This is a genomic window from Pseudomonas sp. NPDC077408, assembly GCF_050269105.1.
Lineage (GTDB): Bacteria > Pseudomonadota > Gammaproteobacteria > Pseudomonadales > Pseudomonadaceae > Stutzerimonas.
In genome coordinates this window covers 22,909-44,837 of the sequence record NZ_JBNNHS010000009.1, presented here as the reverse complement: position 1 = coordinate 44,837, position 21,929 = coordinate 22,909, and the positions used below count along the sequence as shown (strand labels likewise).

The window sequence follows — 21,929 nt, the reverse complement described above, 5'->3', positions numbered from 1 at the left end:
CCACCTGCGCTCGGCCTCCTGAAAGGGGCGATCCGGTGGTGTCTGATGGGGCGTGCAACGAAACGGTTGTAAGGGCTGTATGTAGGGTGGGTAACGCGAAGCTTACCCACCGCTTTTGGTGGGCAAGGTCCGATATCAATTGTGGGATCAATCGTGGTGGAAAATGCCTCGCAGTTTTCCATCCTACGAAGCTGCGGGGGCCGGCGTACGAGGGCCAGGTCCTCCCTCGGCATCCATGCCTCGCGTCCCCCTGCGCAGCGCCTACGCTCGGCCTCCTGAAGGGGGATTGGGTCCGAGTTGTCTGAAACTTCGCAAACAGCAAAAGAAGCACGCTTTGCTTGTTTGCTGACGAACTAACCAGCAGACGCCGCCGAACGCCCCTTTCAGGAGACCGAATGGAATCCGCGTGGAGGGGAGTGAGCGGCATGGATGCCGTGAGAGGCGTAAAGGGTCGGGGCCGCCATCGGCATGGATGGCCCTTGTACGCCGGCCCCCGGAGCGCGGATGGAATGAGGGGAGACGAGCGCAGCGAACCGGGGACGCCTAGTCCGGTGCAGGGGCAAGACCTTTTGGTTCCTTTGGGCGGGGCCGGCCATCCGGCCATTGCCAAAAGGGACTCGCCCAGCAGGGCGAAACCAATGCATCCGCCAGCCCGGTCAATCGAATGCGCCAACGAAACGAAAGCCAGCCAGGCGCCGTGCAAGGCGCAACCTGTAGTTTCAGACGAGGAAAGCGCGGCGTTATACGAAAGTGTGCGCGCCACCAGCATCTGATCGCGAGCAAGCTCGCTCCTACGAAAAGCGGTACAAGTCGCCAGCCTCATCAATACAACCACCCCTTCAACCCCTGCAAATTCCTCACCTGAATCTGCTGCGCCGCCGCATTGGCCAGCACCGTATTCGGATCAATCTGATAGCGCTGCAATACGTACTGCACCAACGCGCCACGGGTGGCGATGCGCAGCTCGCCATCCTGCATGCCGTAGTCAGTTTCGATGATGGATTTCTGCTCCGCACTGAGTCGCACATCCGGCTCGATGACCACATCCACCGGTGTGTTCCAGGCTTCGTCCTGCTCGAGCCTGTTCTCGCTTTCATCCATCAGGTCCGGTTCGCCACGGAAGCGACTGAGGACGAAGTCGCGAAAGCCACGGTTCTTCTCGCAATAGGCGCGCACATGCCAGCGGGTGCCGGTGAACACCAGGGTATGCGGCGCCATCACGCGGATCTCCACGTCCGGGTGGGCGAGGGAGACGTACTCGGTTTCCAGTCGCAGACCTTCGCGGCAGGCCTTGAGAATCGGTCGCAGCACCTCGGGCCGGATGCTGCGGTCAGGCATGTGCAGCACTTCGGTGTGGGCGTAAGCCAGCGCCAGGCCTTCGATATGCGGGGCGCGGTCGCGGTTCTGATCCAGCAGGTGCAGGTAGGCGCTGGCGCTGCCATCGATGAACAGCGGCTCGAACTGCGGGCTCGGCTTATAGCCTTTCAGATGGCGGTCATATGTAAGATTTTCCGGCGCATGTTCGTTCAGGTAGGTGTTGATGTCCTTCGACGCTTGCTGGCGGCTGATGCCAAAACTCTGCATCAGGTGACCCGTGGTCAGGCGGCCTTCCCACCATGCAATCGTCTCGATCAGGCGGTACCGCAGTGCCAGATCCCAGCGAACCTGACTGATCGATTGCTTGCGTTTCATGCGCGCCCCATCTGTTGGAAATGTTTACGTGCGACTATCGGGTGACTCGACGTGTCGTGCGAAGCTACATATATTCAGGGCGTACTTCAAGCAAGCAGATAGAGGAGCGCCCCATGAGCCTGTTATTGAATGCGCTTATTTTTTCGTTGACTGCCTTTGCCGGAATGGGCGTTCTGGCGTGGCTGGCTTACGGTGCTAACGAACGGAAGTGAGGGGTGGTTACAGTTTCGTTGCCGATGAACAGCCATCCGATGAGTGGTTGGAATCTCCGAGTGTAAAGCAGGGTCTTTGTTTCAGACCCAGCGCACGAGGCCCCCATGAAAACCCTGTCCCGTCACCTTGCCGATAACTTTCCGCCTGATTACAAGACCCGCGTGGAACCGCAAGAAGACGGTTACCTGGTCGTCCGTGTCGGTTATCCGTTCAACGGCACCGAGGCCACTCGGATGATGTCGGGCCGACAGGTTCAGAACGGCCTGCTGGTTGAGACCCTTCTGGAAGACATGCGCAACGAGTTGGCACGCGCCCCGTAACTCTCCGCGTCATCCGCTACGACCCGCTCTGCTGTATCTGCCCTTTGCGTTGCATCGGAAGGCGGATGCGTACGCAGAGCCCTCCAAGCTCGCTCTGCTCCAGTGACAGCTCACCCCGCCAGGCAACCAGAATATCGCGCACGATACCAAGCCCCAGCCCATGCCCTTCGGCATGTTCATCGAGGCGGATGCCGCGCTCCAGCACTGCTTCGCGACGTTCCGGCGGAATGCCCGGCCCATCGTCATCGACTGAGATGAGATAGCCGTCGGTGATCGGGGCGATCGTCAGCCGCACCTGCGACCGGGCAAACTTGCAGGCGTTGTCTAGCAGGTTGCCGAGCAGCTCCAGCATGTCTTCACGGTCCCAAGGCAAGCGGCATCCTTCATGGCTGTGCCAATGCAGATCGAGATCCCGACGGTGGATCATCCGCAACGTATCGAACAGCGGGGCGAGTTCTGCGGCGCAATCGAAATAGCTGCCGGGCAGCACTTCGCCAGCCAGGCGTGCGCGGCCCAGTTCCCGCGTGACCCGCTGTTGGATCTGCTCGAGCTGTTCGGCAAGGCTGGCCTGCAGCTCCGGATGCGCTGCCATTTCCTCGCGTCGAATCAGGCTACCCAGCACGGCCAGGGGCGTCTTCAATGCGTGGCCCAGATTGCCCAGCGCATGGCGTGAGCGTTTCAGGGTGTCGTCGGTGTGCGCCAGCAGATGATTGATCTGCTCCACGAGCGGCTGCAGTTCGATCGGTGCCTGAACGTCCAGTTGCTGACGCTGGCCCTGCTGAAGCTGCGCAATCTGCTGGCGCGCTCGTTCCAGCGGGCGCATGGCGAGTTTGACTGCGTAGCGCTGCAGCAGCAGCAACACCAGCAGCGCTAAGCCGACCAGTCCCAGACCACCGAGACGAACCTGAGTAAAGCTTTTGAGGATGGGCGTGTAATCGCGCGCCACGTTGATGACAATGGTCTGCCCGTCGCGGCGATAGGCGGTCCGATAAGCCAACAGCCGCTGGTCCTGTGGGCCATCCAGCAGATCGTCGGCCATGCCATTGCTATCCGGCCAGGCCGGTTCGGCGTCCCATAGTGAGCGTGAGCGCCAGCTGCGCGCCGGCAGGTCGATGCGGAAATAGTGGCCGGAAAATGCGCGTTGATAACGAGGGTTGAGCCGGCTCGAATCCAGCACAAACCCCTCCGGGCCCTGAACAACGGCCATCAGCAGGCCTTCGGTCTCTTCCCGCAGGTCGGTGGCCAGGTTGCGCCGCAGGCCCGACTCGAACAGCCAGAGACTGCTCTGGACCAGCAACAGTCCGACCAGCAGCAGCACCGAGATAAGTCCGATACTGAGACTGCGCTGGATCGACTTCAAGGCGCGCCGCCGAAGCGGTAGCCCTGCCCGCGGCGGGTTTCGATCAGCTCGCGGCCGAGCTTGCCGCGCAGACGGTTGACGTGCACCTCGATGACGTTGGAGTCACGCTCGGTTTCGCCGTCGTAAAGGTGTTCGGCCAGCTGGGTTTTCGATATGAGCTGGCCGGGATGCAGCATGAAATAGCGCAGCAGCCGAAATTCGCCCGCGGTCAGTTCGATGTCCTGACCATCCTTGTGGCAGCGCTGGCGTGCTTCGTCCAGGGCTATTCCTCCTGCCTGTAGCAATGGCTGGTTGGCTACGCCGTGGGCGCGTCGCAGCAGCGCCTGGATACGCAGCAGCAGCTCTTCGGGATGGAAGGGTTTGGTCAAGTAGTCGTCGGCACCGGCTTTCAGCCCTTCGATGCGTTCGGCCCAGGAATCGCGGGCCGTCAGGATCAGCACCGGCGTCGCCAGGCCTCGGCTACGCCACGCGCGCAACACCTCGAGCCCCGGCTTGCCAGGCAGGCCAAGATCCAGAACGATCAGATCATAGGGTTCGCTGCTGCCCTGATAGTCGGCGTCGCGACCATCTGCCAACCAGTCGGTGGCATAGCCCTGACGCGTAAGGCTGGCGACCAGTTCATCGGCCAGCGGCACATTGTCTTCGACCAGTAACAGGCGCATCAGTCTTCTTCGTCCTTGAGCAGGCGACCGTCGCGCGCGTCCAGTTCCAGCTCGCGGGCGACGCCGTCTGCAGTCAGCAGTTCGATCTCGTAAACGTAGATGCCATCCTCTTCTTCCAGTTCGGCTTCCAGCAGCCGGGCGCCGGGGTGGCGCTCCATCGCCTGGTTCAGCAGGCTTTCCAACGGCTGGATCAGCCCCTCGCGACGCAGGCGCAGGGCTTCATCCTGATCCAGGTCGCGGCTCGCCACCGGAGTGGCGGCGAGCAGCAAGGTCAGTGGAATGATGAAAAGAGGGGCGGGTCGCATTAGTCGTCCTGATGGTCCTTGAGTACTTCGCCGGTCTTAGCGTCGAGCTCCAGGTCCCATTGCACACCTTTGTCGTCGCGCAATTCAACCTGATAGATGTGGCGACCGTATTCTTCTTCCAGCTCGGTTTCCTCGACGGTAGCCCCGGGGTGCTTGGCCAATGCAGCTTCGTTGAGTTTCTCGAAGGATTGGATGGTGCCCGCATCGCGCAGCTTCAAAGCTTCATCCGGTCCCAGATCGCGGGCCATGGCCAGGTTGGCGCCGAGGGCGAGGGTGGCGGCAGTGATCAGCGTAGTCAGTGTTTTCATGGTTTCGTTTTCCTGTGTGGGTTTCGACGATTCACAGGTTACGAGGCGCGGCTTACGCGAAACTGAACGAGGCGTCGTGAGACGGGGGCGCAGGTTGGCAGTAATCCTGGGCGCGGCATTGTCCAATACGGGGTACGTCCACCTGTTGCGGGAGGTCTGCCATGAAGATATTCCATTGCGTCACGCTCAGCCTGATATTGCTCGCCCCGCCTGCGCTGGCCCAGGATCTGCTCAAGCCTGAGGGGCCCACGGCTTCGCCGGAGATCAATGGCGGGCCCGCCACCGAGATGGTTTCCGAGCCGGTGATTCACGCCACTGGCACCATCGAAGCCCTGGATCGTGAGCGGGGTGTGGTGACCATCGTCCACGGCCCGATTCCCGCGCTGAAGTGGCCAGCAGCGACCATGGACTTCCAGGCTCGGCGCGAGCAGCTGGAGGGGCTTTCAACCGGTGATCAGGTTCGCATCAGCTTCCAGAGTGAGGGCGACGAAGCGGCTCTGGTGTCCATCGAGAAACCCTGAAAGGCGCATTCCAGACGAATTGCGATGAACCCTCGATGAGTGATGCTGCTCGTATGTAACAGGGCTGTCATACGCCCAACGCTCATTCAGCAGAGAGGATCGACCATGTATCACAAGAAACTGACCGCCGCGCTTGCCATTGCCGTACTGGGATCAGCAAGCGGCGTTGCGCTGGCGGATGAGCCCGGCGCGGACTGGATTACCTTCGAGCAGGCGATGGAAAAGGCCAAGGCCGCCGGTTATACCGAGCTGCATAGCCTTGAGGTCGACGACAAGAGCTGGGAAGGCACCGGCCTTAAAGCCGACGGTAAGAAGTACGAGTTCCAGATGGAAGGCAAGACCGGCAAAATCATGCTGGATGAGATCGACTAATCGTCGAACTCTACAGCTCGCCACGCGCTGTCAGGTCGCGGATGCGATCGGCAGTGCGGCATGCGATGGCCTGGATGGTCAGCGACGGGTTCACCCCGCCTGACGTCGGAAACACCGAGCCGTCGCAGATCCACAGGTTGCGAATGTCCCAGCTGCGGCAATCTGCATCGACCACGCTGTTGGCCGGGTCACTGCCCATCCGCACGGTGCCCATCAGATGCGCCGTACCGTCCGCTTCGCTCCATATGTCCTGCGCCCCTATGCCTTCCAGCCCCCGGCGCATGAAGTTGAGGGAATGGTCCACCAACCGTTGATCGTTATCGCCCATCGACCAGGTGACGCGTGCGATCGGTAGCCCGTACTGGTCCTTTTCTTCGGCCAGGGAAACTCGGTTGTGCTCCAGGGGGAGTGTCTCGCCGACGATTTTAAGCCCGACCTGATGGTTGTAGTGCGCCATCTCATCCACAAGCGCCTGGCCCCAGAGACCGTGGTTGCCGGTCTGGGTCGCGGCCCACGCAGCCGGCAATGGACCCTGACTCATGATCGCGTAGCCGCCATGGAAATCCTTGCCGCGGTCTTCGTAGTTCCAGTGTTCTGTAACCGCCAGCGACGGCGGCCCCTTGTACCAGCGGATCTCTTCGTCGACACGCCCCCAAACTGCCTGATTGGTGTGCACCATCAGGTTCTTGCCGACCAGACCGCTGCTGTTGGCCAAGCCCTCGGGGTAGCGTGAGTTGGCCGAGTTGAGCAGCAGCCGCGGCGTCTCGATGGCGTAGCCTGCGACCACTACATGCCGTGCGCGCTGGAAGCGCCACTCGCCGTTACGGTGGTAATGCACGCCGTTGGCGAGGCCATCGGCGTCCGTTTCGATGCGACCCACCATGGCCAGGTCGCGAATCTCTGCGCCGGCTTTCAATGCCCGTGGAATCCAGGTGTTCAGCACGCTCTGCTTGGCATTCGTCGAACAACCGGTGACGCAGAAGCCGCGGTAGACGCAGGGCGGCGCGTTGTCGCGCGGCGCCGAGAGCGTCGCCAGGGGTGTCGGTGCCCAGTCCACACCCATGGCTTCGCAGGCCTTGGCCAATGCCAGACCGGAGGCATTCACCTCATGCTGACGATAAGGGTAACGGGGGCGCTTCGGGCCCCATGGGTAGCGCACCGGACCGGCGATTTTCAGGGCCTGCTCGACCTCTTCGTAGTAATGCCACATCTCCTGCCAATCGATTGGCCAGTCGAACCCATAGCCGAGCAGCGAGCGTGACTTGAACCACTCCGGACGCATGCGCAGCGAAACCATGGCGAAGTGCACCGTGCTGCCGCCGACCGCTTTGCCGCTGTTGTTGGTGCCAAGCTTCAGCGGGTTTTCGCCGTCGCACAGGCGCTCGTCGGTCCAGAACAGTTTTTCCTGATGCGCCTCGTCAGAGGCGAATTCCTCCAGCGGTCGCCACCAGGCACCGGCATCGAAAGCGACCACAGAGAAGCCGGCCTCGGCCAGCTTGCAGGCGAGGGTGCCGCCGCCCGCGCCGGTGCCGACAATGGCGAAGTCGACCGGCTCGTGCTCCGGGTATTCGCGCATCGGCACCCAGCCTCGGCGATGAAAAACATCCGGTGCGCGACCGTCCCCGCCGCGTGGGTGGTAAAGGGCGTCGAGTAACGGATCAACGGACATGGCGGTTCAACTTCCTTGCTTTGGCTTCTTCGCCGGGATGAGCTTCGGCCGCTTCCCAGCTGTCGCGGCTGTCTTCGGCGAGGCGCACGTAACCACGTGGGCTGGCCGGGCCACCGAAGCCGAGCTCGTTCCAGGCGGTCGGGTGGCTGTAGTAAGCGGTGCTGATGTCGTGCACCACGCGATGGCTAAAGAAGGCGGCGGCCGGTACGCCCTGCCAGGCGTCGCTTGTGAGTTCGTCGCGCTGCATGGCGGCGATCAGTGCGTCCTGCTCGGCTGCGGCCAGCTCCGCGAAGCCGCGCTGATGGCTCAGTTGCGCTTCGCTGTCGAGGGCGTCGAGGCCGAGCGGCCAGGCTTGCTGTAACGGCGGCAAGCGCGCGTCACGGTAGCCATCGCCACGTCCCTCAGCGACCTTGAACTGCACCAGCGCGGCGACCGGTATCGGTGGTCGATCCTTTGGCTGCGGAACGATGCGATCACATAACGCCTCCAGCGTGCGTCGTTGCGTCGTGCTGAAAACGCCATTCTCGCGCGGCACCGCCAGGCGGCGGTCGACGACCTGACGGCTCGGCTCGTTCCACGACGGCCCCTGGCGTTTGCGCAGCACGTCGTAATCGGGGTAACGGTTGCTCATCATTTCCACCATCGGTATTGGGCGAGTTGTTTTTCCTCATCCAGTAGCGAATGCGCGGCCAGCCCGGCCAGTGCCAGGCCGGTGAAACTCGGCGGTGCCGGCAGCGGCGGGCCAGCCTGTAGATTCTGTCGCCAGTTACGCCAGCCGCCGTTGTTACGGGCGATACCCAAGGCGTGGAAGCCCGCGCCAGCGAAGCCCATGAACGCGGTGAAGCGCAGGACGAGGCGCGACGTCCAGCGCAGCCGCTTGCGCCGCGGGCTGGTCAGGGCGCTGGCTGCTAGCAGCGCGGCGGCGAGCGGCGGGGCGGTCACCGGCAGGTACATGGCCGGGTTCTGGAACGAACCGCGAAAGTGCAGCAGCCCGGCCTCGGCCGTGGTGCCGAGCAGGCCGGCCGCGGCCATCAGCGCGACGGATTTGCCGGCCGGTAAGCCCATGACGCGTGGTTCGGCGTCACCGCTGGTATCGCGTAGCTGTTCGCTGTAGTAGCCGAGCAGTCCGGACAGCACCAGCGCGGCGGGCGCGCCCAATGGCGCTGCATAAAAGAGGTTGCTCCAGCTCATGCCGCCTGGACGCTTGGTCACGTTGTAGAGATGAAAGCCAGCACCGATCAACCCGGTCAGGCCAGTCAATACGTAGATCGGGTCTCGCACCTTACTGGCGAAGGCGTCCGGGTCCTGCTGGCCTTGTCCACTGGCGAGCAGCGAGAGCGTCGAGGCCGCCAACGGCGTGTACATGGCGCGGTTCTGAAAGTCTCCCCGGTAGTGCTCCAGCGCGCTGTCCAGCGCCACCGAGGTAGCGAGTAAACCCGCGCCACGGTTCAGCGTACGCGCAGCGTCGACCATGGTGCCCTCGCTAGGGCTGAACAGCAGACCGCGTCCGCGTTTCTCGTGCTTCTGCCAGCTCAGTGCAGCGAGTCCTAGCGCAGTGGTTGTGCCAACTGCCAGTAGCCGGAGTTGCGTCCGTGAAACCATGAGACCCCCGTCAGATTGCGTAGCGGCGAGCATCGGCCTCGCGCAGCGTCAGACCGTGTCCCGGCCGTTCCAGGTCCGGCGCTATCCTGCCGTGTTCAACCTGTGGCGCTCCGTCGAACAGCATCGATTCGAGCCGGACGTGATCATGAAACCATTCCTGATGGCGAAAGCGCGGCGCGGCGCAGCAGGCGTGCAGGTGCAGCGCCGGGGCACAGTGCGCGGATAGGTCGAGATGAAAGGCTTCGCACAATCCGGCCGCTTGCAGGAAACCGCTCACGCCGCCGCAGCGGGTGAGGTCCGCCTGCAGCACATCCACCGATCCGTGCTCGACCAGGCGGCGAAAGTCATCGGGGGTGTAGGCATATTCACCTGCTGCGACATCCATTGGCTGCCCGCTGGCACCAAGGGCGTCCCGTACCTGCCGCAGCCCCACAAGGTCGTCGGAGCTGACCGGTTCCTCGAACCAGCTGACCTGTTGTTCAGCGATGCGGTAGGTGAAAGCGATGGCACTGCGCGGTGTATGGGCGCCGTTGGCATCGATGAACAGCCCGGCAGCGCCGATGGCTTCGCGTGCGGCGCGGACCCGTTCGGCATCGCGCAGCGCGTCGACACCGATCTTCATCTTCACCCAGCGGCAGCCGTCCTCTTGCACCCAGCGGCCCAGTTGCTCGCGCAGACGGCCATCGTCGTAGCTGGTGAAGCCGCCGCTGCCATAGACAGCGACGTCTTCGCGGCGCATGCCCAGCAGTTGCGCCAGCGGCAGATCGAGTAGCCGCGCCTTGAGATCCCATAGCGCCGTGTCCACCGCCGAGATGGCGCAGGCTGCGAGGCCGGAGCGCCCCAGGTTGCGCGCGCTTGCCCAGAGCCGTTCGTTGATCTGGCCAATGGCGAGCGCATCCGCATCTTCGAGTAGATCACGAAAATGCCCCTCGATCAGCCGCACCAGCGACGCGTCGGCATAGGTGTAGCCCAGCCCGGCCTGACCGCCGGCCTCGAGCTGCACCACCACCAGCGTGGTGGCGTCCCACTGGAAGGTGCCGTCGGCCTCGGGCGCATCGGTCGGGATGCGGTAGGCCGCCACCTGCATGCTGCGGATGGCGGCGTCCGGACGCTTGATCATCCCTTGTCCTTGTCTTCATCCTTGTCATGCCCAGGCATGAATTTGCTGAGCACCTGCTTGGCTGATTGCTTGATGATCCCGGCCTGATCCGGATCACCATGCAGCAGTACCGAGGCGTAAGCTTTGGCCTGTTCCAGCTTGATGTGCGGGGGCAGTGGCGGTACGTCCGGGTCGGTCTTGAATTCGATCAACACCGGCCGATCCGCCGCGAAAGCCTTGTCCCAGGCTGCCGCGACCTGATCCTCACGGTCGACGTAGATGCCGATCAGGCCAATGGATTCGGCGAAGCGGTGGTAAGGCACGTTGGGAATATCCTGCGACGCCTCGAATTTCGGGTCGCCCTCCATCACGCGCTGTTCCCAGGTGACCTGATTGAGGTCCTCGTTGTTGAACACGCAGCAGATCCACTGCGGGTTCTGCCATTCCTTCCAGTACTTGGCGACCGTGATCAGCTCGGCCATGTTGTTCATCTGCATGGCGCCATCGCCGACCATCGCCACTACCGGGCGATCCGGGTGACAGAACTTGGCGGCAATGGCATAGGGCACCGCTGCACCCATCGAAGCCAGGCCGCCGGAGAGCGAGCCCATCATGCCGCGGCGCATCTTCACATCGCGGGCATACCAGTTGGCGCAGGAGCCCGAGTCGCTGGTGATGATCGAGTAATCCGGCAGGCGTGGTGACAGCTCGAAGGCGACACGCTGCGGGTTGATCGGGTTGGCCTCCACCAGGGCTCGCTTCTCCAGCACGCTTTCCCAATCCATGCGCCACTCTTCGACGCGCTTGCGCCATTTGCGCTCGGTCTTCTCCTGCAACATGGGCAGCAGCGCGCGTAGGGTTTCAGCCGAGTCGCCCTGAAGATTCACTTCCATCGGATAACGGATGCTGAGCATGTCGGCCTTGAGGTCGATCTGCACGCCGCGGGCCTGACCTTCTTCAGGCAGGAATTCGGAGTAGGGGAAGCCCGAGCCGATCATCAGCAGGGTGTCGCACTCGGTCATCAGCTTGTAGCTCGGCTCCGTGCCCAACAAACCGATAGAGCCGGTGACCCAAGGCAGATCATCAGGCACGGCAGCCTTGCCCAGCAGCGCCTTGGCAACGCCAGCTCCGAGTTTCTCGGCCACGGCGATGACCTCATCGGTGGCATTCAACGCACCGGCGCCCACCAGAATGGCGACCTTCTTGCCGTCGTTGAGTACCTCGGCGGCACGCTGCAGGTCAGCTTCGTAGGGGACCATCTTCGGCCGCGTATAGCCGATGCCGGAATGCACGGCCCCGTGGGCGCGGGGAGGCTCGCTGTACTCGGCGTCCTGCAAGTCGCTCGGCAGGATGATGGTGGCGACCTTGCGCTCGCCCACTGCGGTGCGGATCGCCCGGTCGATCAAATGCCGAACCTGCGGCGGTGCGCTGGCCTGCTCGACGAACGCACCGGATACATCCTTGAAGAGCGCCGGCAGGTCGATTTCCTGCTGATAGTGGCTGCCCAGTGAGGTACGCGATTTCTGACCAGTGATTGCCAGCACCGGCATGTGGTCCAGTCGGGCGTCATAGAGGCCGGTAATCAGATGCGCCGCACCCGGGCCGGACGTGGCGATACAAACCCCCAGGCCGCCGTTGAACTTGGCGTCGGCCGAAGCCATGAACGCGGCCATTTCCTCATGTCGGGCTTGAATGAAACGGATCTTTTCGTTGGAGCGATTCAGCGCGCCGAACACACCGTTGATGCCGTCGCCGGGGTAGCCATAAATGCGACGCACGCCCCATTGGTAGAGGCGTTCGATTACGTAGTCACCGACTGTCATTGCCATGGAAACCTCGCGTGGTCTGGGCGTGAGCGTTCAGACACAAGGGGCTGGAACCTCAAGGCTGCCATCGTGCGCTGCGCAACGAAGCGGCCTTCGCAACCCCATGCCTGGCTGTTCACGTCTGGACCGGACTGTGCCCTGAGGGTTTCCCGAAAGTTCACTTGGGTGACGGACGAGCCTCTTCTTCGGCGCCGCGGCGGTAGGCAGAAAAGGTAGGAAGGGACTGCCGTCCTCGTCGCGGCTGAAATCGCTTCCGGCCGAGGACAGCCAACGGAACTGCCACGGCTCGGCTGCGATGTTGAAGTATCATTTCGCGCCTCTTCGTTCAGACGGTCGCCATGTCCATGCCTGCCCCCAACGCTCGCAGCACGCTGCATCTCCCCCAAGGCAACTGGGCGACGGTGCTCGACTGCCTGTGCGCGCATTTTCCGGCGATTGACCGAGACACCTGGGCTGATCGCTTCGTGCGAGGGCGGGTACTCGGCGCTGACGGGCAGCCACTGGAGGCGACGCATCCTTATCAGGTCGGGTTGAAGGTCTATTACTTCCGCGAGGTGCCGGACGAGAAGCCAATTCCCTTCGAGGAGCAGGTCCTGCACCTCGACGAGCACTTGCTGGTAGCGGACAAGCCGCACTTCCTGCCCGTGATGCCGGCTGGGGAATACGTCAACGAGACCCTGCTGGCGCGCCTGAGCAAGCGTGTGGAAAATCCAAATCTGGTGCCGATCCATCGCATCGATCGCCTGACTGCCGGGCTCGTGCTGTTTTCGACCAATCCCGAAAGTCGCGGGCGCTATCAGGCGTTGTTTCGCGAACGTAAGATCGACAAGCGTTACGAGGCGATCTGCCCGGCGCTGCCTGATCTGGACTTTCCGCGTGATGAACGCTTGAACATGATCGACGGCGAGCCTTTTTTCCTGATGAAGCGGGGCGACGGCGGACCCAACAGCGAGACGCGCATCGAGGTGCTCGAACGGCGCGGCGAGCTCTGGCGCTATGCGCTTTATCCAGTCACCGGGCGCAAGCATCAACTGCGTCTGCAGATGGCCACGCTGGGGGCCGGCATCTGCAACGACCCGTTCTATCCCGAACTGCTGGAACGCAGCCGCCGCGATCAGGACGACTACGCCAACCCGCTCAAGCTGCTGGCGCGTGGTCTGGAGTTTCAAGATCCGGTGACCGGTGAGCGGCGGCGGTTCGAGAGTCGGCTGCAGTTGGATTGGTAGTTTCCAGCGTTTCTTCGCCGCCTTCGCGGGGTGCCTTGGCTTCTGGATCGCCAGCAAGCTGGCTCCTACGGGAATAATCAGCATTGCAGATCGCGGAATTGGCGACCCGTAAAACCCGCCTCGGCGTGCCCAGCTGGTGCGTACGACCACCGCACCGCTTGTGTAGGAGCCAGCTTGCTGGCGATCCGCTTCCGCGCCAGTGTTGCAGCGCCTGCAAGGACGCCGCGCCTCGCACAACTGTGCAGCGTCGCGGCACCTTCTTGTCAGGTCCCAGTCGATATTCCTGTCCCCGCACCGAAGCGATAACGCCATGCCTGAAGGCCCATCCATCGTCATCCTTCGCGAAGAAGTTGCCGTATTCACCGGCAAGACCATCGAGCGCGCGGAGGGTAATAGCAAGCTCGACAAATCAAGCCTGGTCGGCCAGACGGTTCGCTCATTCCGCAGTTGGGGCAAGCACTTCCTGATCGAGCTGGACGACGTGTCCTTGCGTATCCACCTGCTGCTGTTTGGCAGCTACCGGATCAATGAGCGCAAGGAGTCGACGCCGCGCCTGAGCCTGGGTTTCCCGAACGGTGAGCTGAATTTCTACGGCTGCTCGGTGCAGTTCATCGAAGGCTCGCTGGACGAGGCGTACGACTGGAGCGCGGACGTCATGAGCGACGCCTGGGACAACCGCACAACGCTCAGGAAGCTGCGCAAACGGCCACGACTGCTCGCCTGCGATGCACTGCTGGATCAAACGCTGTTTTCCGGCTCCGGCAACATCATCAAGAACGAGGTGCTGTTTCGCACCCGCATCCATCCGCTTTCGCTGATCGGCGATCTCTCTGCGCCGAAGCTCAGGGAGCTGACGCGTGAGGTTCGCACCTACAGCTTTGAGTTCCTGCAGTGGAAGCGAGAGGGCACGCTCAAAGCGCACTGGCTCGCGCATACCAAAACCACCTGTCCGCGCTGCAAGATTCCCTTCGTCAAAGCCAAGTCGCTGGGCCGCAGCAAGCGCCGCGCTTTCTACTGTGAGCGTTGTCAGAAGCGCTACGGCGACAGTGATCAGGTATCGGTCGATGCACCCGTCGCTGAAGAGTAGCGATGCTTGCGGATATGCTTACGCCGTTCATTCGCTCTCGCTTTTCCTGATTCGAGGACTGCTCGTCGATGCGTACCGCGCTGCTGCTGCCCCTTATTGCTTTATTAGTTGTGACATCGATGGCCAGTGCGAGTGAGCCGTTGCTCGATCTGCGAGTCGGCGATGCTCGGCTCAAGGCAGAGTACGCGCGCACCCCGGATGAACGCGAACGCGGCTTGATGGAACGCACCGAGATGCCGGCAGACCACGGCATGTTGTTTCGCTTCGATGATTTTCGCCGGCACTGTCTATGGATGAAAAACACACCACTTCCCCTGTCTGCAGCCTTCATGGACGAGTCAGGGCGCATCGTTGACATCATCGACCTGGAGCCGTTGAGCACCGCAATTCGCTGTTCCCGCGAGCCGGGGCGCTATGCGCTGGAGGTGAATCAGGGCTGGTTCGAAAGTAACGGGATCGAGATTGGCGAGCGGTTGCGGGGAATACCGAGCGAGTAGTGGATCACTCTGCTGGTAGAAAAGGCTGTGGCCGTTTTCCACCCTACGTTAGGGCGGATAACGGCTCTGCCCTTATCCACTATGGTCATTACGCCCCCGCAGGCTTCAATCCAGCGGCAACTCCGTGGTCCGTTTCACCTCGCTCATCGCGATGTGTGAATGCGCTTCCTGCACATGGGGCCGCTGCAACAGTTGATCACGCAGGAAGCGTTCGTAGCTGTCGATGTCCTTGGCCACTACCTTGAGCAGGTAATCCGACTCGCCGGCCATCGTGTGGCACTCCAGCACTTCGGGATAACCCACTACCGCCCGCTCGAATTCGTCGAGGTTGCTGCGGCCATGGGCGGAGAGCTTGATGTTGACGAACACCGTCATGTTCAACCCGAGCTTCTTCGGGTTGAGCAGGGCGACCTTGCGTTCGATCAGTCCTTCTTCCTGCATGCGATGAATGCGGCGCCAGCACGGCGATTGCGACAGCTCGACCTTTTCCGCCACCTCGGCGGCGGACAAGTCGGCGTTGTGTTGCAGCAGCAGCAGAATCTTGCGATCGATGCTGCTCAGCGGGGTCTGCATGGTTGTTCTCTTTTTGTTGTTGTTGGTGGATGGATCATGCACGGGATCGCACTTACACCGCAAAAGTAGAAAGAAAATCTCTCTTCGTCACGGCCAGACTTTTATCCAACGCGCAACGGTGGGGTGATCCCCTGCTGTGTGCTGGCGTGGGAAAGCTTTCCGTGCAGCTCCCACAGCCTTGTTAGGCGGATGGCTTAAGAAGCCGTCCAGACTCCGATAAAAACAAACAGGAGCGCCACATGTCATTGGCCGAGATCCGCCTGGATGACAAGTACCGGCTCGCAACCGGACATCTGTACCTCACCGGCACCCAGGCGCTGACCCGTCTGCCCATGCTGCAGCATCAGCGCGACCAGGCTCAGAACCTGAACACCGGTTGCTTTATCTCCGGCTACCGCGGCTCGCCGCTGGGCATGCTGGACAAGAGCCTCTGGGAAGCGCGCGATTTCCTCAAGCAGAACGCCATCCACTTCCAGCCGGGCCTCAACGAGGAGCTGGCCGCGACGGCGGTCTGGGGCAGTCAGCAGACCAACCTGTTTCCCGGTGCCAAATACGACGGCGTGTTCGCCATGTGGTACGGCAAGGGGCCGGGTGTCGACCGTTCCGGCGACGTCTTCAAGCACGGCAACGCGGCCGGCGTCTCGCCCCATGGCGGTGTGTTGCTGCTGGCCGGTGATGACCACGGCTGCAAATCTTCGACACTGCCGCACCAGAGTGAGCACGCGTTCATTGCCGCTTCGATCCCTGTGCTGAACCCGGCGAACGTTCAGGAAATTCTCGATTACGGCATCATCGGCTGGGAGCTGTCGCGCTATTCCGGCTGCTGGGTAGCGCTCAAGACCATCGCCGAGAACGTCGATTCATCCGCCGTGGTGGAGGTCGACCCGCTGCGGGTGAAGACGCGTATCCCGGATGATTTCGAACTGCCCGAAGACGGCGTGCACATCCGCTGGCCGGACCCGCCACTGGCGCAGGAAAAACGCCTAAACCTGTACAAGATCTACGCGGCGCGGGCCTTTGCCCGGGCCAACAACCTGAATCAGGTGATGCTTGATTCGCCGAACCCGCGCTTGGGCATCATCACCACCGGCAAGAGCTACCTCGACGTGCGCCAGGCACTGGACGACCTCGGTCTGGACGAAGCGCTGTGCGCCTCGGTCGGCCTGCGAGTGCTCAAAGTCGGCATGAGCTGGCCGCTGGAGCCGGTCTCGGTGCACGAGTTCGCCCAGGGTCTCGACGAGATTCTGGTGGTCGAGGAAAAGCGCAGCATTCTCGAAGACCAGCTCACCGGGCAGCTCTACAACTGGCCGCTGAGCAAGCGCCCGCGCGTGGTTGGCGAGTTCGACGAGCAGGGTAATTCGCTGCTGCCGAACCTCTCCGAACTGACGCCTGCGATGATCGCCCGGGTGATCGCCAAGCGCCTCGCACCGATCTACACCAGCGACAGCATCCAGGCGCGTCTGGCGTTTCTGTCGGCGAAAGAAAAGGCACTGGCGGCACGCAGCTACGACACTGTACGCACGCCGCATTACTGCTCCGGCTGCCCGCACAACAGCTCCACCAAAGTACCGGAAGGCAGCCGCGCCTCGGCCGGCATCGGCTGTCACTACATGGTGCAGTGGATGGATCGACGCACCGAGACCTTTACCCAGATGGGCGGGGAGGGCGTCAACTGGATCGGCCAGGCGCCGTTCACCGAAACGCCGCACATGTTCCAGAATCTTGGCGACGGCACCTACTTTCACTCCGGCAGCCTGGCCGTGCGCGCCGCGGTGGCCGCCGGGGTGAACATCACCTTCAAGATCCTCTACAACGATGCGGTGGCCATGACTGGTGGCCAGCCCATCGACGGTGAACTGCGGGTCGATCAGCTCAGCCGGCAGATCGCCGACGAGGGTGTCAAACGCATCGCGCTGGTCAGCGACGAGCCGGACAAGTACCCGACCCGCGAAACCTTTGCGCAGATCACCAGCTTCCATCACCGCCGCGATCTGGACGCCGTGCAGCGTGAGTTGCGCGAGTTCAAGGGCGTCTCGGTGATCATCTACGATCAGACCTGTGCCACGGAGAAGCGCCGCCGGCGCAAGCGCGGCAAGCTGGAAGATCCGGCCAAGCGCGCCTTCATCAATCCCGCGGTGTGCGAGGGTTGTGGCGACTGCGGCGAGAAGTCCAACTGCCTGGCGGTGATGCCGTTGGAAACCGAGCTGGGGCGCAAGCGCGAGATCGATCAGAACGCCTGCAACAAGGACTTTTCCTGCGTCGAAGGCTTCTGCCCGAGCTTTGTCACCGTGCATGGCGGCGGGCTGCGCAAACCGGAGGCCATGGCCGGCGGCATCGAGGGCGACCAGCTGCCCGAACCGCAGCATCCGACGCTGGATCGGCCCTGGAACGTGCTGATCCCCGGTGTTGGCGGCAGCGGCGTCACGACGCTTGGCGCGCTGTTGGGCATGGCTGCGCATCTGGAAGGCAAGGGCTGCACGGTGCTCGACCAGGCCGGGCTGGCGCAGAAGTTCGGCCCGGTGGTGACGCACATCCGTATCGCCGCCAAGCAGGACGACATCTACGCCGTGCGCATCGCCGCTGGTGAAACGGACCTGCTGCTGGGTTGCGATCTGGTGGTGGCTGCCGGCGAGGATTCGCTGACCCGCCTCAACGATCAGATCAGCCATGCGGTGATCAATAGCCATGAGTCGGCGACTGCCGAATTCACCCGCAACCCCGATGCTCAGGTGCCGGGCAAGGCCATGCGCGAAGCGCTGATGGATGCGGTGGGCGCCGAAAAGACCCATTTCATCGACGCGACCTATCTGGCCACTCGGCTGCTGGGCGATAGCATCGCCACCAACCTGTTCCTGCTGGGCTTTGCCTATCAGCAAGGGTTGTTGCCGCTGTCTGCCGAAGCCATCGAGAAGGCCATCAGCATCAACGGCGTCGCCGCAGAGCTGAACCAGCAGGCGTTCCGCTGGGGCCGTCGTGCGGCACTGGAGCGCGAGGCGGTCGAGAAGCTGGCGCGTCCGGTGGAAATGGCGGAGCCAAGCCTGGCCGGGCCAATCTGCCAAACCCTGGAAGAGATCGTCGACTGGCGCGTGAACTTCCTTACCAAGTACCAGAGCGCGGCCTATGCCAAGCGCTATCGCTCGATGGTCGAGCGTGTGCGCGCGGTGGATACCGCCGATGACCTGGCGCTCTCGAAAGCCGTGGCGCGTTACTACTTCAAGCTTCTTGCCTACAAAGACGAGTACGAAGTGGCGCGGCTGTACAGCGAGCCGGAGTTCCGCCAGCAGCTCGAGGCGCAGTTCGAAGGCGACTACAAGCTGCAGTTTCACCTGGCACCGGCCTGGCTGGCCAAGCGCGACAGCACCACTGGCGAGCCGCGCAAGCGTGAACTCGGGCCTTGGGTACTGAACGCCTTCAACGTGCTGGCCAAGCTGAAGTTCCTGCGCGGCACGCCGTTGGACGTGTTCGGCTACGGCCATGACCGCCGTGTCGAACGCGAACTGATCAGCGAGTACGAGCGCAACCTTGATCAGCTGCTGGCTCAACTGAAGCCGAGCAACTACCGCACGGCCGTAGCCATTGCTGCACTTCCGGAACTGATCCGCGGTTACGGCCCGGTGAAGGAGCGCTCCATCGCCAAAGCCCGGCAACAGGAGAAGTTGCTCAAGGAGCAACTGAACCGCGGCGACGAGGTGCAGACCGTGCGGCTGTTCGAGCCGGCGGCCTGACCGCCATGGCGCTGGGCGCTCGTTGAGTAGGTCCGAGGTGTTCGGTGGGCTAAAGCCCACCCTACAGAACTAGCGGAGTACAGGCTTTTGGTGGGCTGAAGCCCACCCTACGGCCAGGCCGCGACGACGAGCTGCAGCTTTGTAGGGTGGGCTTTAGCCCACCGTTTCCCAATACGCCGCACAGAACATTGAAGGAGCCTGCACAGCAGGGCTCTCGACAGAACAACAAAGAGGAATCCGCAATGTCCGTTTTCACCCATCCCGATTTCGATCACCACGAACAGGTCGTGTTTTGCCACGACAAGTCATCGGGCCTGCGCGCGATCATCGCCATCCACAACACCACGCTCGGCCCGGCGCTGGGCGGCTGCAGGATGTTCCCCTACGCCAGTGACGACGATGCTGTGCGCGACGTGCTGCGCCTGTCTCGTGGCATGACGCTGAAGTCTTCCCTGGCCGGGCTCAAGCTCGGCGGCGGCAAGGCCGTCATTATCGGCGACCCGCATACCGGCAAGAGCCAGGCGCTGCTGCATGCCATGGGCGATTTCGTCGACAGCCTTGGTGGTCGCTACATCACCGCGGCCGATTCCGGCACCGGCGAGCCGGAAATGCAGGCCTTCGCCCAGCGTACCCGCCACGTCATCGGTGCGACGCCACGGACCACGCTCGACGGCAGCATCGCCAGTGGCGACCCCTCGCCGTCCACCGCGCTGGGTGTGTTCGTCGGCCTGCGCGAGGCGGTGCGTCAGCGTCTGGGTCGTGACGATCTGACCGGTCTCAAGGTCGCGATTCAGGGTGTTGGCCATGTGGGAATGGGACTGGCGCGGCACCTCAAACAGGCCGGTGCCGAGCTGTGGGTCTGCGACATCTTCGATGCTAACGTGCGTCAGGCCATGGAGGAGCTGGGTGCCAACGCGGTGCGCCCGCACGACATCTACGGGCTGGACGTCGATGTGTTCGCCCCTTGCGCCATGGGCGGCATCCTCAACGCCGAAACGCTGCAGACCCTGCGTGCGCCGATAATCGCCGGTGCGGCGAACAATCAGCTGGCGAACCCCGAGATCGGCGTCGAGTTGCAGCGGCGCAACCATCTCTACGCCCCGGACTACGCGATCAACGCCGGCGGAATCATCGACGTGTACTACCAGCGCGTCGGTGGCAGCGCGGCGCAAAGCGATGCGCACATCAGAGGCATCGCAGAAACCCTTCGCGAAATCTTCGAGCGCGCTGCCAGCAGTGGTGAGTCCACTTCGATCGTCGCCGATCGATTGGCGCAGGAGCGGCTTGGCGGCGTGCACGCAGTGCCACAGCAGCCGCAGCGCCTGCAGGCGTAACGAGCATGAGGGCGGCCCAGTGCCGCCTGTTTTGTTTTCGGCAGCCCGAGCCGTTCTGCCGAGCGTGTGCAAATCCCTGACAAAAACAACAAGCAGGAATCCGCAATGACTGACAAAAGCAGTATTGCCGCCGGTACTCTCGGTGGCGCCTCCGTTCGTACTCAGCAAAGCGCCGCGCGTGGCCTCTGGTCCTCGCGCTGGGTGTTCTTTCTGGCCGCTACCGGTTCCGCGGTCGGTCTCGGCAATATCTGGAAATTCCCCTACATCACTGGCGAGAACGGTGGCGGCGCCTTCGTGCTGGTCTATCTCGGCTGCATCCTGCTGATCGGCATTCCCTTGCTGATGGCCGAAGTGATGATCGGCCGCCGCGGTCGGCAGAACCCCGATGGCGCGGTGGCTCGCCTGGCCCGAGAGGCCGGTGCCAACACCAAATGGCGCGTTGCGGGTTGGCTCGGCGGCTTGACCGGCTTTCTCATTCTCAGCTTCTACCTGGTGGTGGCTGGTTGGGCGCTGTCCTATATCCCGACCACGCTCAGCGGGACTTTCAGTGGCGTAGGTGGTGATGCCAGCGGAGAGGTATTCAACGGCTTGCTGGCCAGCCCGATGCGGTTGATCGTCTGCGGCACGCTGGTGCTGGCGGCGACCATGCTCATCGTCGGTTTCGGCGTGCGCGGCGGGCTGGAGCGCTCGCTGCGGTTCCTGATGCCGGGTCTGTTCGTGCTGCTGCTAGGGCTGGTCGGTTATGCCGCAGTCACGGGCGAATTCCTGCAGGCGCTAGCATTTCTCTTCGTGCCGGACTTCTCGGCATTGACCGCCACCAGCGTGCTGATTGCCCTGGGGCATGCCTTCTTCACGCTCAGCCTCGGTGCGGGCGCAATGATGGTTTATGGCTCCTACCTGCCAGAAGGCACCTCGATCGCCAAGACCTCGGTACTGGTGGCGCTGGCTGACACCGTCGTCGCGCTGCTGGCCGGTATGGCGATCTTTCCACTGGTGTTCGGCAACGGTCTGGAGCCGGGCGCCGGGCCGGGGCTGATCTTCGTTACCCTGCCCATCGCCTTCGGCCAGATGCCGCTGGGCCAAGTGGTTGGCGGGCTGTTCTTCGTCATGCTGGTAATCGCCGCGCTGACCTCGGCGATCTCCCTGAGCGAACCGAGTATTGCCTGGATGACCGAGCGCTTCGGCCTGAGCCGCCTCAAAGCCGTGCTGATCAGTGGCGGCCTGCTCTGGGTGCTGAGCCTGGGCAGCGTCTTCTCCTTCAACCTCTGGGCCGACTACCAACTGTTCGGCAAAACCTTTTTCGACAGCCTCGACTACCTCACTACCAACTGGCTGATGCCGTTGGGCGGGCTGATGACGGTGCTGTTCACCGGTTGGGTGATGAAGGAGCAAACGGTGCGCGATGCCATCGGTATTCGACACGGCGGGTTGTTCCGCGCCTGGTGGTTGCTGCTGCGCTTCGGTACGCCGCTGGCGATCGTGCTGGTGTTCCTCAACTTGAGCGGGCTGATCTAGGGGAAGCGCAGTCGCCGTCGCGT

The 21,929-nt window shown here is 62.8% G+C and carries 20 protein-coding genes; 9 read left to right on the top strand and 11 right to left on the bottom strand.

Translation table 11 applies throughout. From position 1 onward, the window contains the following. Window positions 1-822 precede the first annotated feature (822 nt). Window positions 823-1,692: a helix-turn-helix transcriptional regulator gene (locus ACQKEK_RS18885; protein WP_499143389.1), complete on the bottom strand. Its 870-nt coding sequence runs from the start codon at window positions 1,690-1,692 to the stop codon at window positions 823-825. A 317-nt stretch (window positions 1,693-2,009) separates the two neighbouring features. Here ACQKEK_RS18885 and ACQKEK_RS18880 point away from each other — a divergent pair, with 317 nt between their 5' ends. Then, window positions 2,010-2,225, top strand: a complete 216-nt coding sequence (locus tag ACQKEK_RS18880; RefSeq protein WP_499143391.1) for a hypothetical protein — start codon at window positions 2,010-2,012, stop codon at window positions 2,223-2,225. 16 nt (window positions 2,226-2,241) lie between these two features. Here ACQKEK_RS18880 and ACQKEK_RS18875 read toward each other — a convergent pair whose 3' ends face one another. From ACQKEK_RS18875 to ACQKEK_RS18860, 4 genes are read right to left on the bottom strand one after another with little or no spacing between them, the layout of a single operon-like run. Next, complete coding sequence (locus tag ACQKEK_RS18875; RefSeq protein ID WP_499143393.1) at window positions 2,242-3,585, bottom strand: sensor histidine kinase; 1,344 nt, start codon at window positions 3,583-3,585, stop codon at window positions 2,242-2,244. Then, a complete protein-coding gene (locus ACQKEK_RS18870) occupies window positions 3,582-4,247 on the bottom strand; it encodes a response regulator transcription factor (protein WP_216706978.1) in 666 nt (221 codons plus the stop codon). The genes ACQKEK_RS18875 and ACQKEK_RS18870 overlap by 4 nt, the downstream gene beginning before the upstream one ends. Beyond that, window positions 4,247-4,552: a PepSY domain-containing protein gene (locus tag ACQKEK_RS18865; protein WP_499143395.1), complete on the bottom strand. Its 306-nt coding sequence runs from the start codon at window positions 4,550-4,552 to the stop codon at window positions 4,247-4,249. Before ACQKEK_RS18865 ends, ACQKEK_RS18870 begins: the two co-directional genes overlap by 1 nt. Further along, entirely contained in the window at window positions 4,552-4,860 is a 309-nt protein-coding gene (locus tag ACQKEK_RS18860) for a PepSY domain-containing protein (RefSeq protein ID WP_019339745.1), read from the bottom strand. Before ACQKEK_RS18860 ends, ACQKEK_RS18865 begins: the two co-directional genes overlap by 1 nt. Before the next feature lie 161 nt (window positions 4,861-5,021). On the opposite strand from ACQKEK_RS18860, the gene ACQKEK_RS18855 reads away from it, so the two are divergent. Next, window positions 5,022-5,381, top strand: coding sequence for a copper-binding protein (locus ACQKEK_RS18855; protein ID WP_499143397.1), 360 nt, complete (start codon window positions 5,022-5,024; stop codon window positions 5,379-5,381). A 105-nt stretch (window positions 5,382-5,486) separates the two neighbouring features. Beyond that, window positions 5,487-5,753, top strand: coding sequence for a PepSY domain-containing protein (locus ACQKEK_RS18850; protein WP_499143399.1), 267 nt, complete (start codon window positions 5,487-5,489; stop codon window positions 5,751-5,753). Window positions 5,754-5,763: 10 nt separating this feature from the next. Here the strand turns inward: ACQKEK_RS18850 and ACQKEK_RS18845 are convergent, their stop codons facing one another. From ACQKEK_RS18845 to ACQKEK_RS18825, 5 genes are read right to left on the bottom strand one after another with little or no spacing between them, the layout of a single operon-like run. Further along, complete coding sequence (locus tag ACQKEK_RS18845) at window positions 5,764-7,422, bottom strand: GMC family oxidoreductase (protein WP_499143400.1); 1,659 nt, start codon at window positions 7,420-7,422, stop codon at window positions 5,764-5,766. Further along, window positions 7,412-8,053 (bottom strand): gluconate 2-dehydrogenase subunit 3 family protein, encoded by a 642-nt coding sequence (locus ACQKEK_RS18840; RefSeq protein WP_128120885.1) that lies wholly within the window; start codon window positions 8,051-8,053, stop codon window positions 7,412-7,414. Before ACQKEK_RS18840 ends, ACQKEK_RS18845 begins: the two co-directional genes overlap by 11 nt. Then, the gene (locus tag ACQKEK_RS18835) at window positions 8,053-9,024 is read right to left on the bottom strand and encodes a hypothetical protein (protein WP_499143402.1); all 972 of its coding nucleotides are present in this window, start codon (window positions 9,022-9,024) and stop codon (window positions 8,053-8,055) included. The genes ACQKEK_RS18840 and ACQKEK_RS18835 overlap by 1 nt, the downstream gene beginning before the upstream one ends. A 10-nt stretch (window positions 9,025-9,034) precedes the next feature. Further along, on the bottom strand, window positions 9,035-10,144 hold the full coding sequence (locus ACQKEK_RS18830) for an enolase C-terminal domain-like protein (RefSeq protein WP_499143404.1): 1,110 nt from the start codon (window positions 10,142-10,144) through the stop codon (window positions 9,035-9,037). Then, the gene (locus tag ACQKEK_RS18825; RefSeq protein WP_499143406.1) at window positions 10,141-11,952 is read right to left on the bottom strand and encodes a thiamine pyrophosphate-requiring protein; all 1,812 of its coding nucleotides are present in this window, start codon (window positions 11,950-11,952) and stop codon (window positions 10,141-10,143) included. The genes ACQKEK_RS18830 and ACQKEK_RS18825 overlap by 4 nt, the downstream gene beginning before the upstream one ends. 335 nt (window positions 11,953-12,287) lie before the next feature. Between ACQKEK_RS18825 and ACQKEK_RS18820 the strand changes: the two genes are divergently transcribed. The 3 genes from ACQKEK_RS18820 (at window position 12,288) to ACQKEK_RS18810 (ending at window position 14,759) form a co-directional block, all read left to right on the top strand. Further along, on the top strand, window positions 12,288-13,175 hold the full coding sequence (locus tag ACQKEK_RS18820; protein WP_200598849.1) for a pseudouridine synthase: 888 nt from the start codon (window positions 12,288-12,290) through the stop codon (window positions 13,173-13,175). 310 nt (window positions 13,176-13,485) lie between these two features. Further along, on the top strand, window positions 13,486-14,262 hold the full coding sequence (locus ACQKEK_RS18815; protein WP_499143408.1) for a DNA-formamidopyrimidine glycosylase family protein: 777 nt from the start codon (window positions 13,486-13,488) through the stop codon (window positions 14,260-14,262). A gap of 68 nt (window positions 14,263-14,330) precedes the next feature. Then, window positions 14,331-14,759, top strand: coding sequence for a DUF192 domain-containing protein (locus tag ACQKEK_RS18810; protein WP_499143410.1), 429 nt, complete (start codon window positions 14,331-14,333; stop codon window positions 14,757-14,759). Window positions 14,760-14,864: 105 nt separating this feature from the next. Here the strand turns inward: ACQKEK_RS18810 and ACQKEK_RS18805 are convergent, their stop codons facing one another. After that, a complete protein-coding gene (locus ACQKEK_RS18805) occupies window positions 14,865-15,332 on the bottom strand; it encodes an Lrp/AsnC family transcriptional regulator (protein WP_045430192.1) in 468 nt (155 codons plus the stop codon). Window positions 15,333-15,571: 239 nt separating this feature from the next. On the opposite strand from ACQKEK_RS18805, the gene ACQKEK_RS18800 reads away from it, so the two are divergent. The 3 genes from ACQKEK_RS18800 (at window position 15,572) to ACQKEK_RS18790 (ending at window position 21,906) form a co-directional block, all read left to right on the top strand. After that, a complete protein-coding gene (locus tag ACQKEK_RS18800; protein WP_499143412.1) occupies window positions 15,572-19,057 on the top strand; it encodes an indolepyruvate ferredoxin oxidoreductase family protein in 3,486 nt (1,161 codons plus the stop codon). Window positions 19,058-19,299: 242 nt separating this feature from the next. After that, complete coding sequence (locus ACQKEK_RS18795) at window positions 19,300-20,391, top strand: Glu/Leu/Phe/Val dehydrogenase dimerization domain-containing protein (protein ID WP_499143414.1); 1,092 nt, start codon at window positions 19,300-19,302, stop codon at window positions 20,389-20,391. 105 nt (window positions 20,392-20,496) lie between these two features. Further along, window positions 20,497-21,906 (top strand): sodium-dependent transporter, encoded by a 1,410-nt coding sequence (locus ACQKEK_RS18790; RefSeq protein WP_499143416.1) that lies wholly within the window; start codon window positions 20,497-20,499, stop codon window positions 21,904-21,906. Window positions 21,907-21,929: the final 23 nt, after the last annotated feature.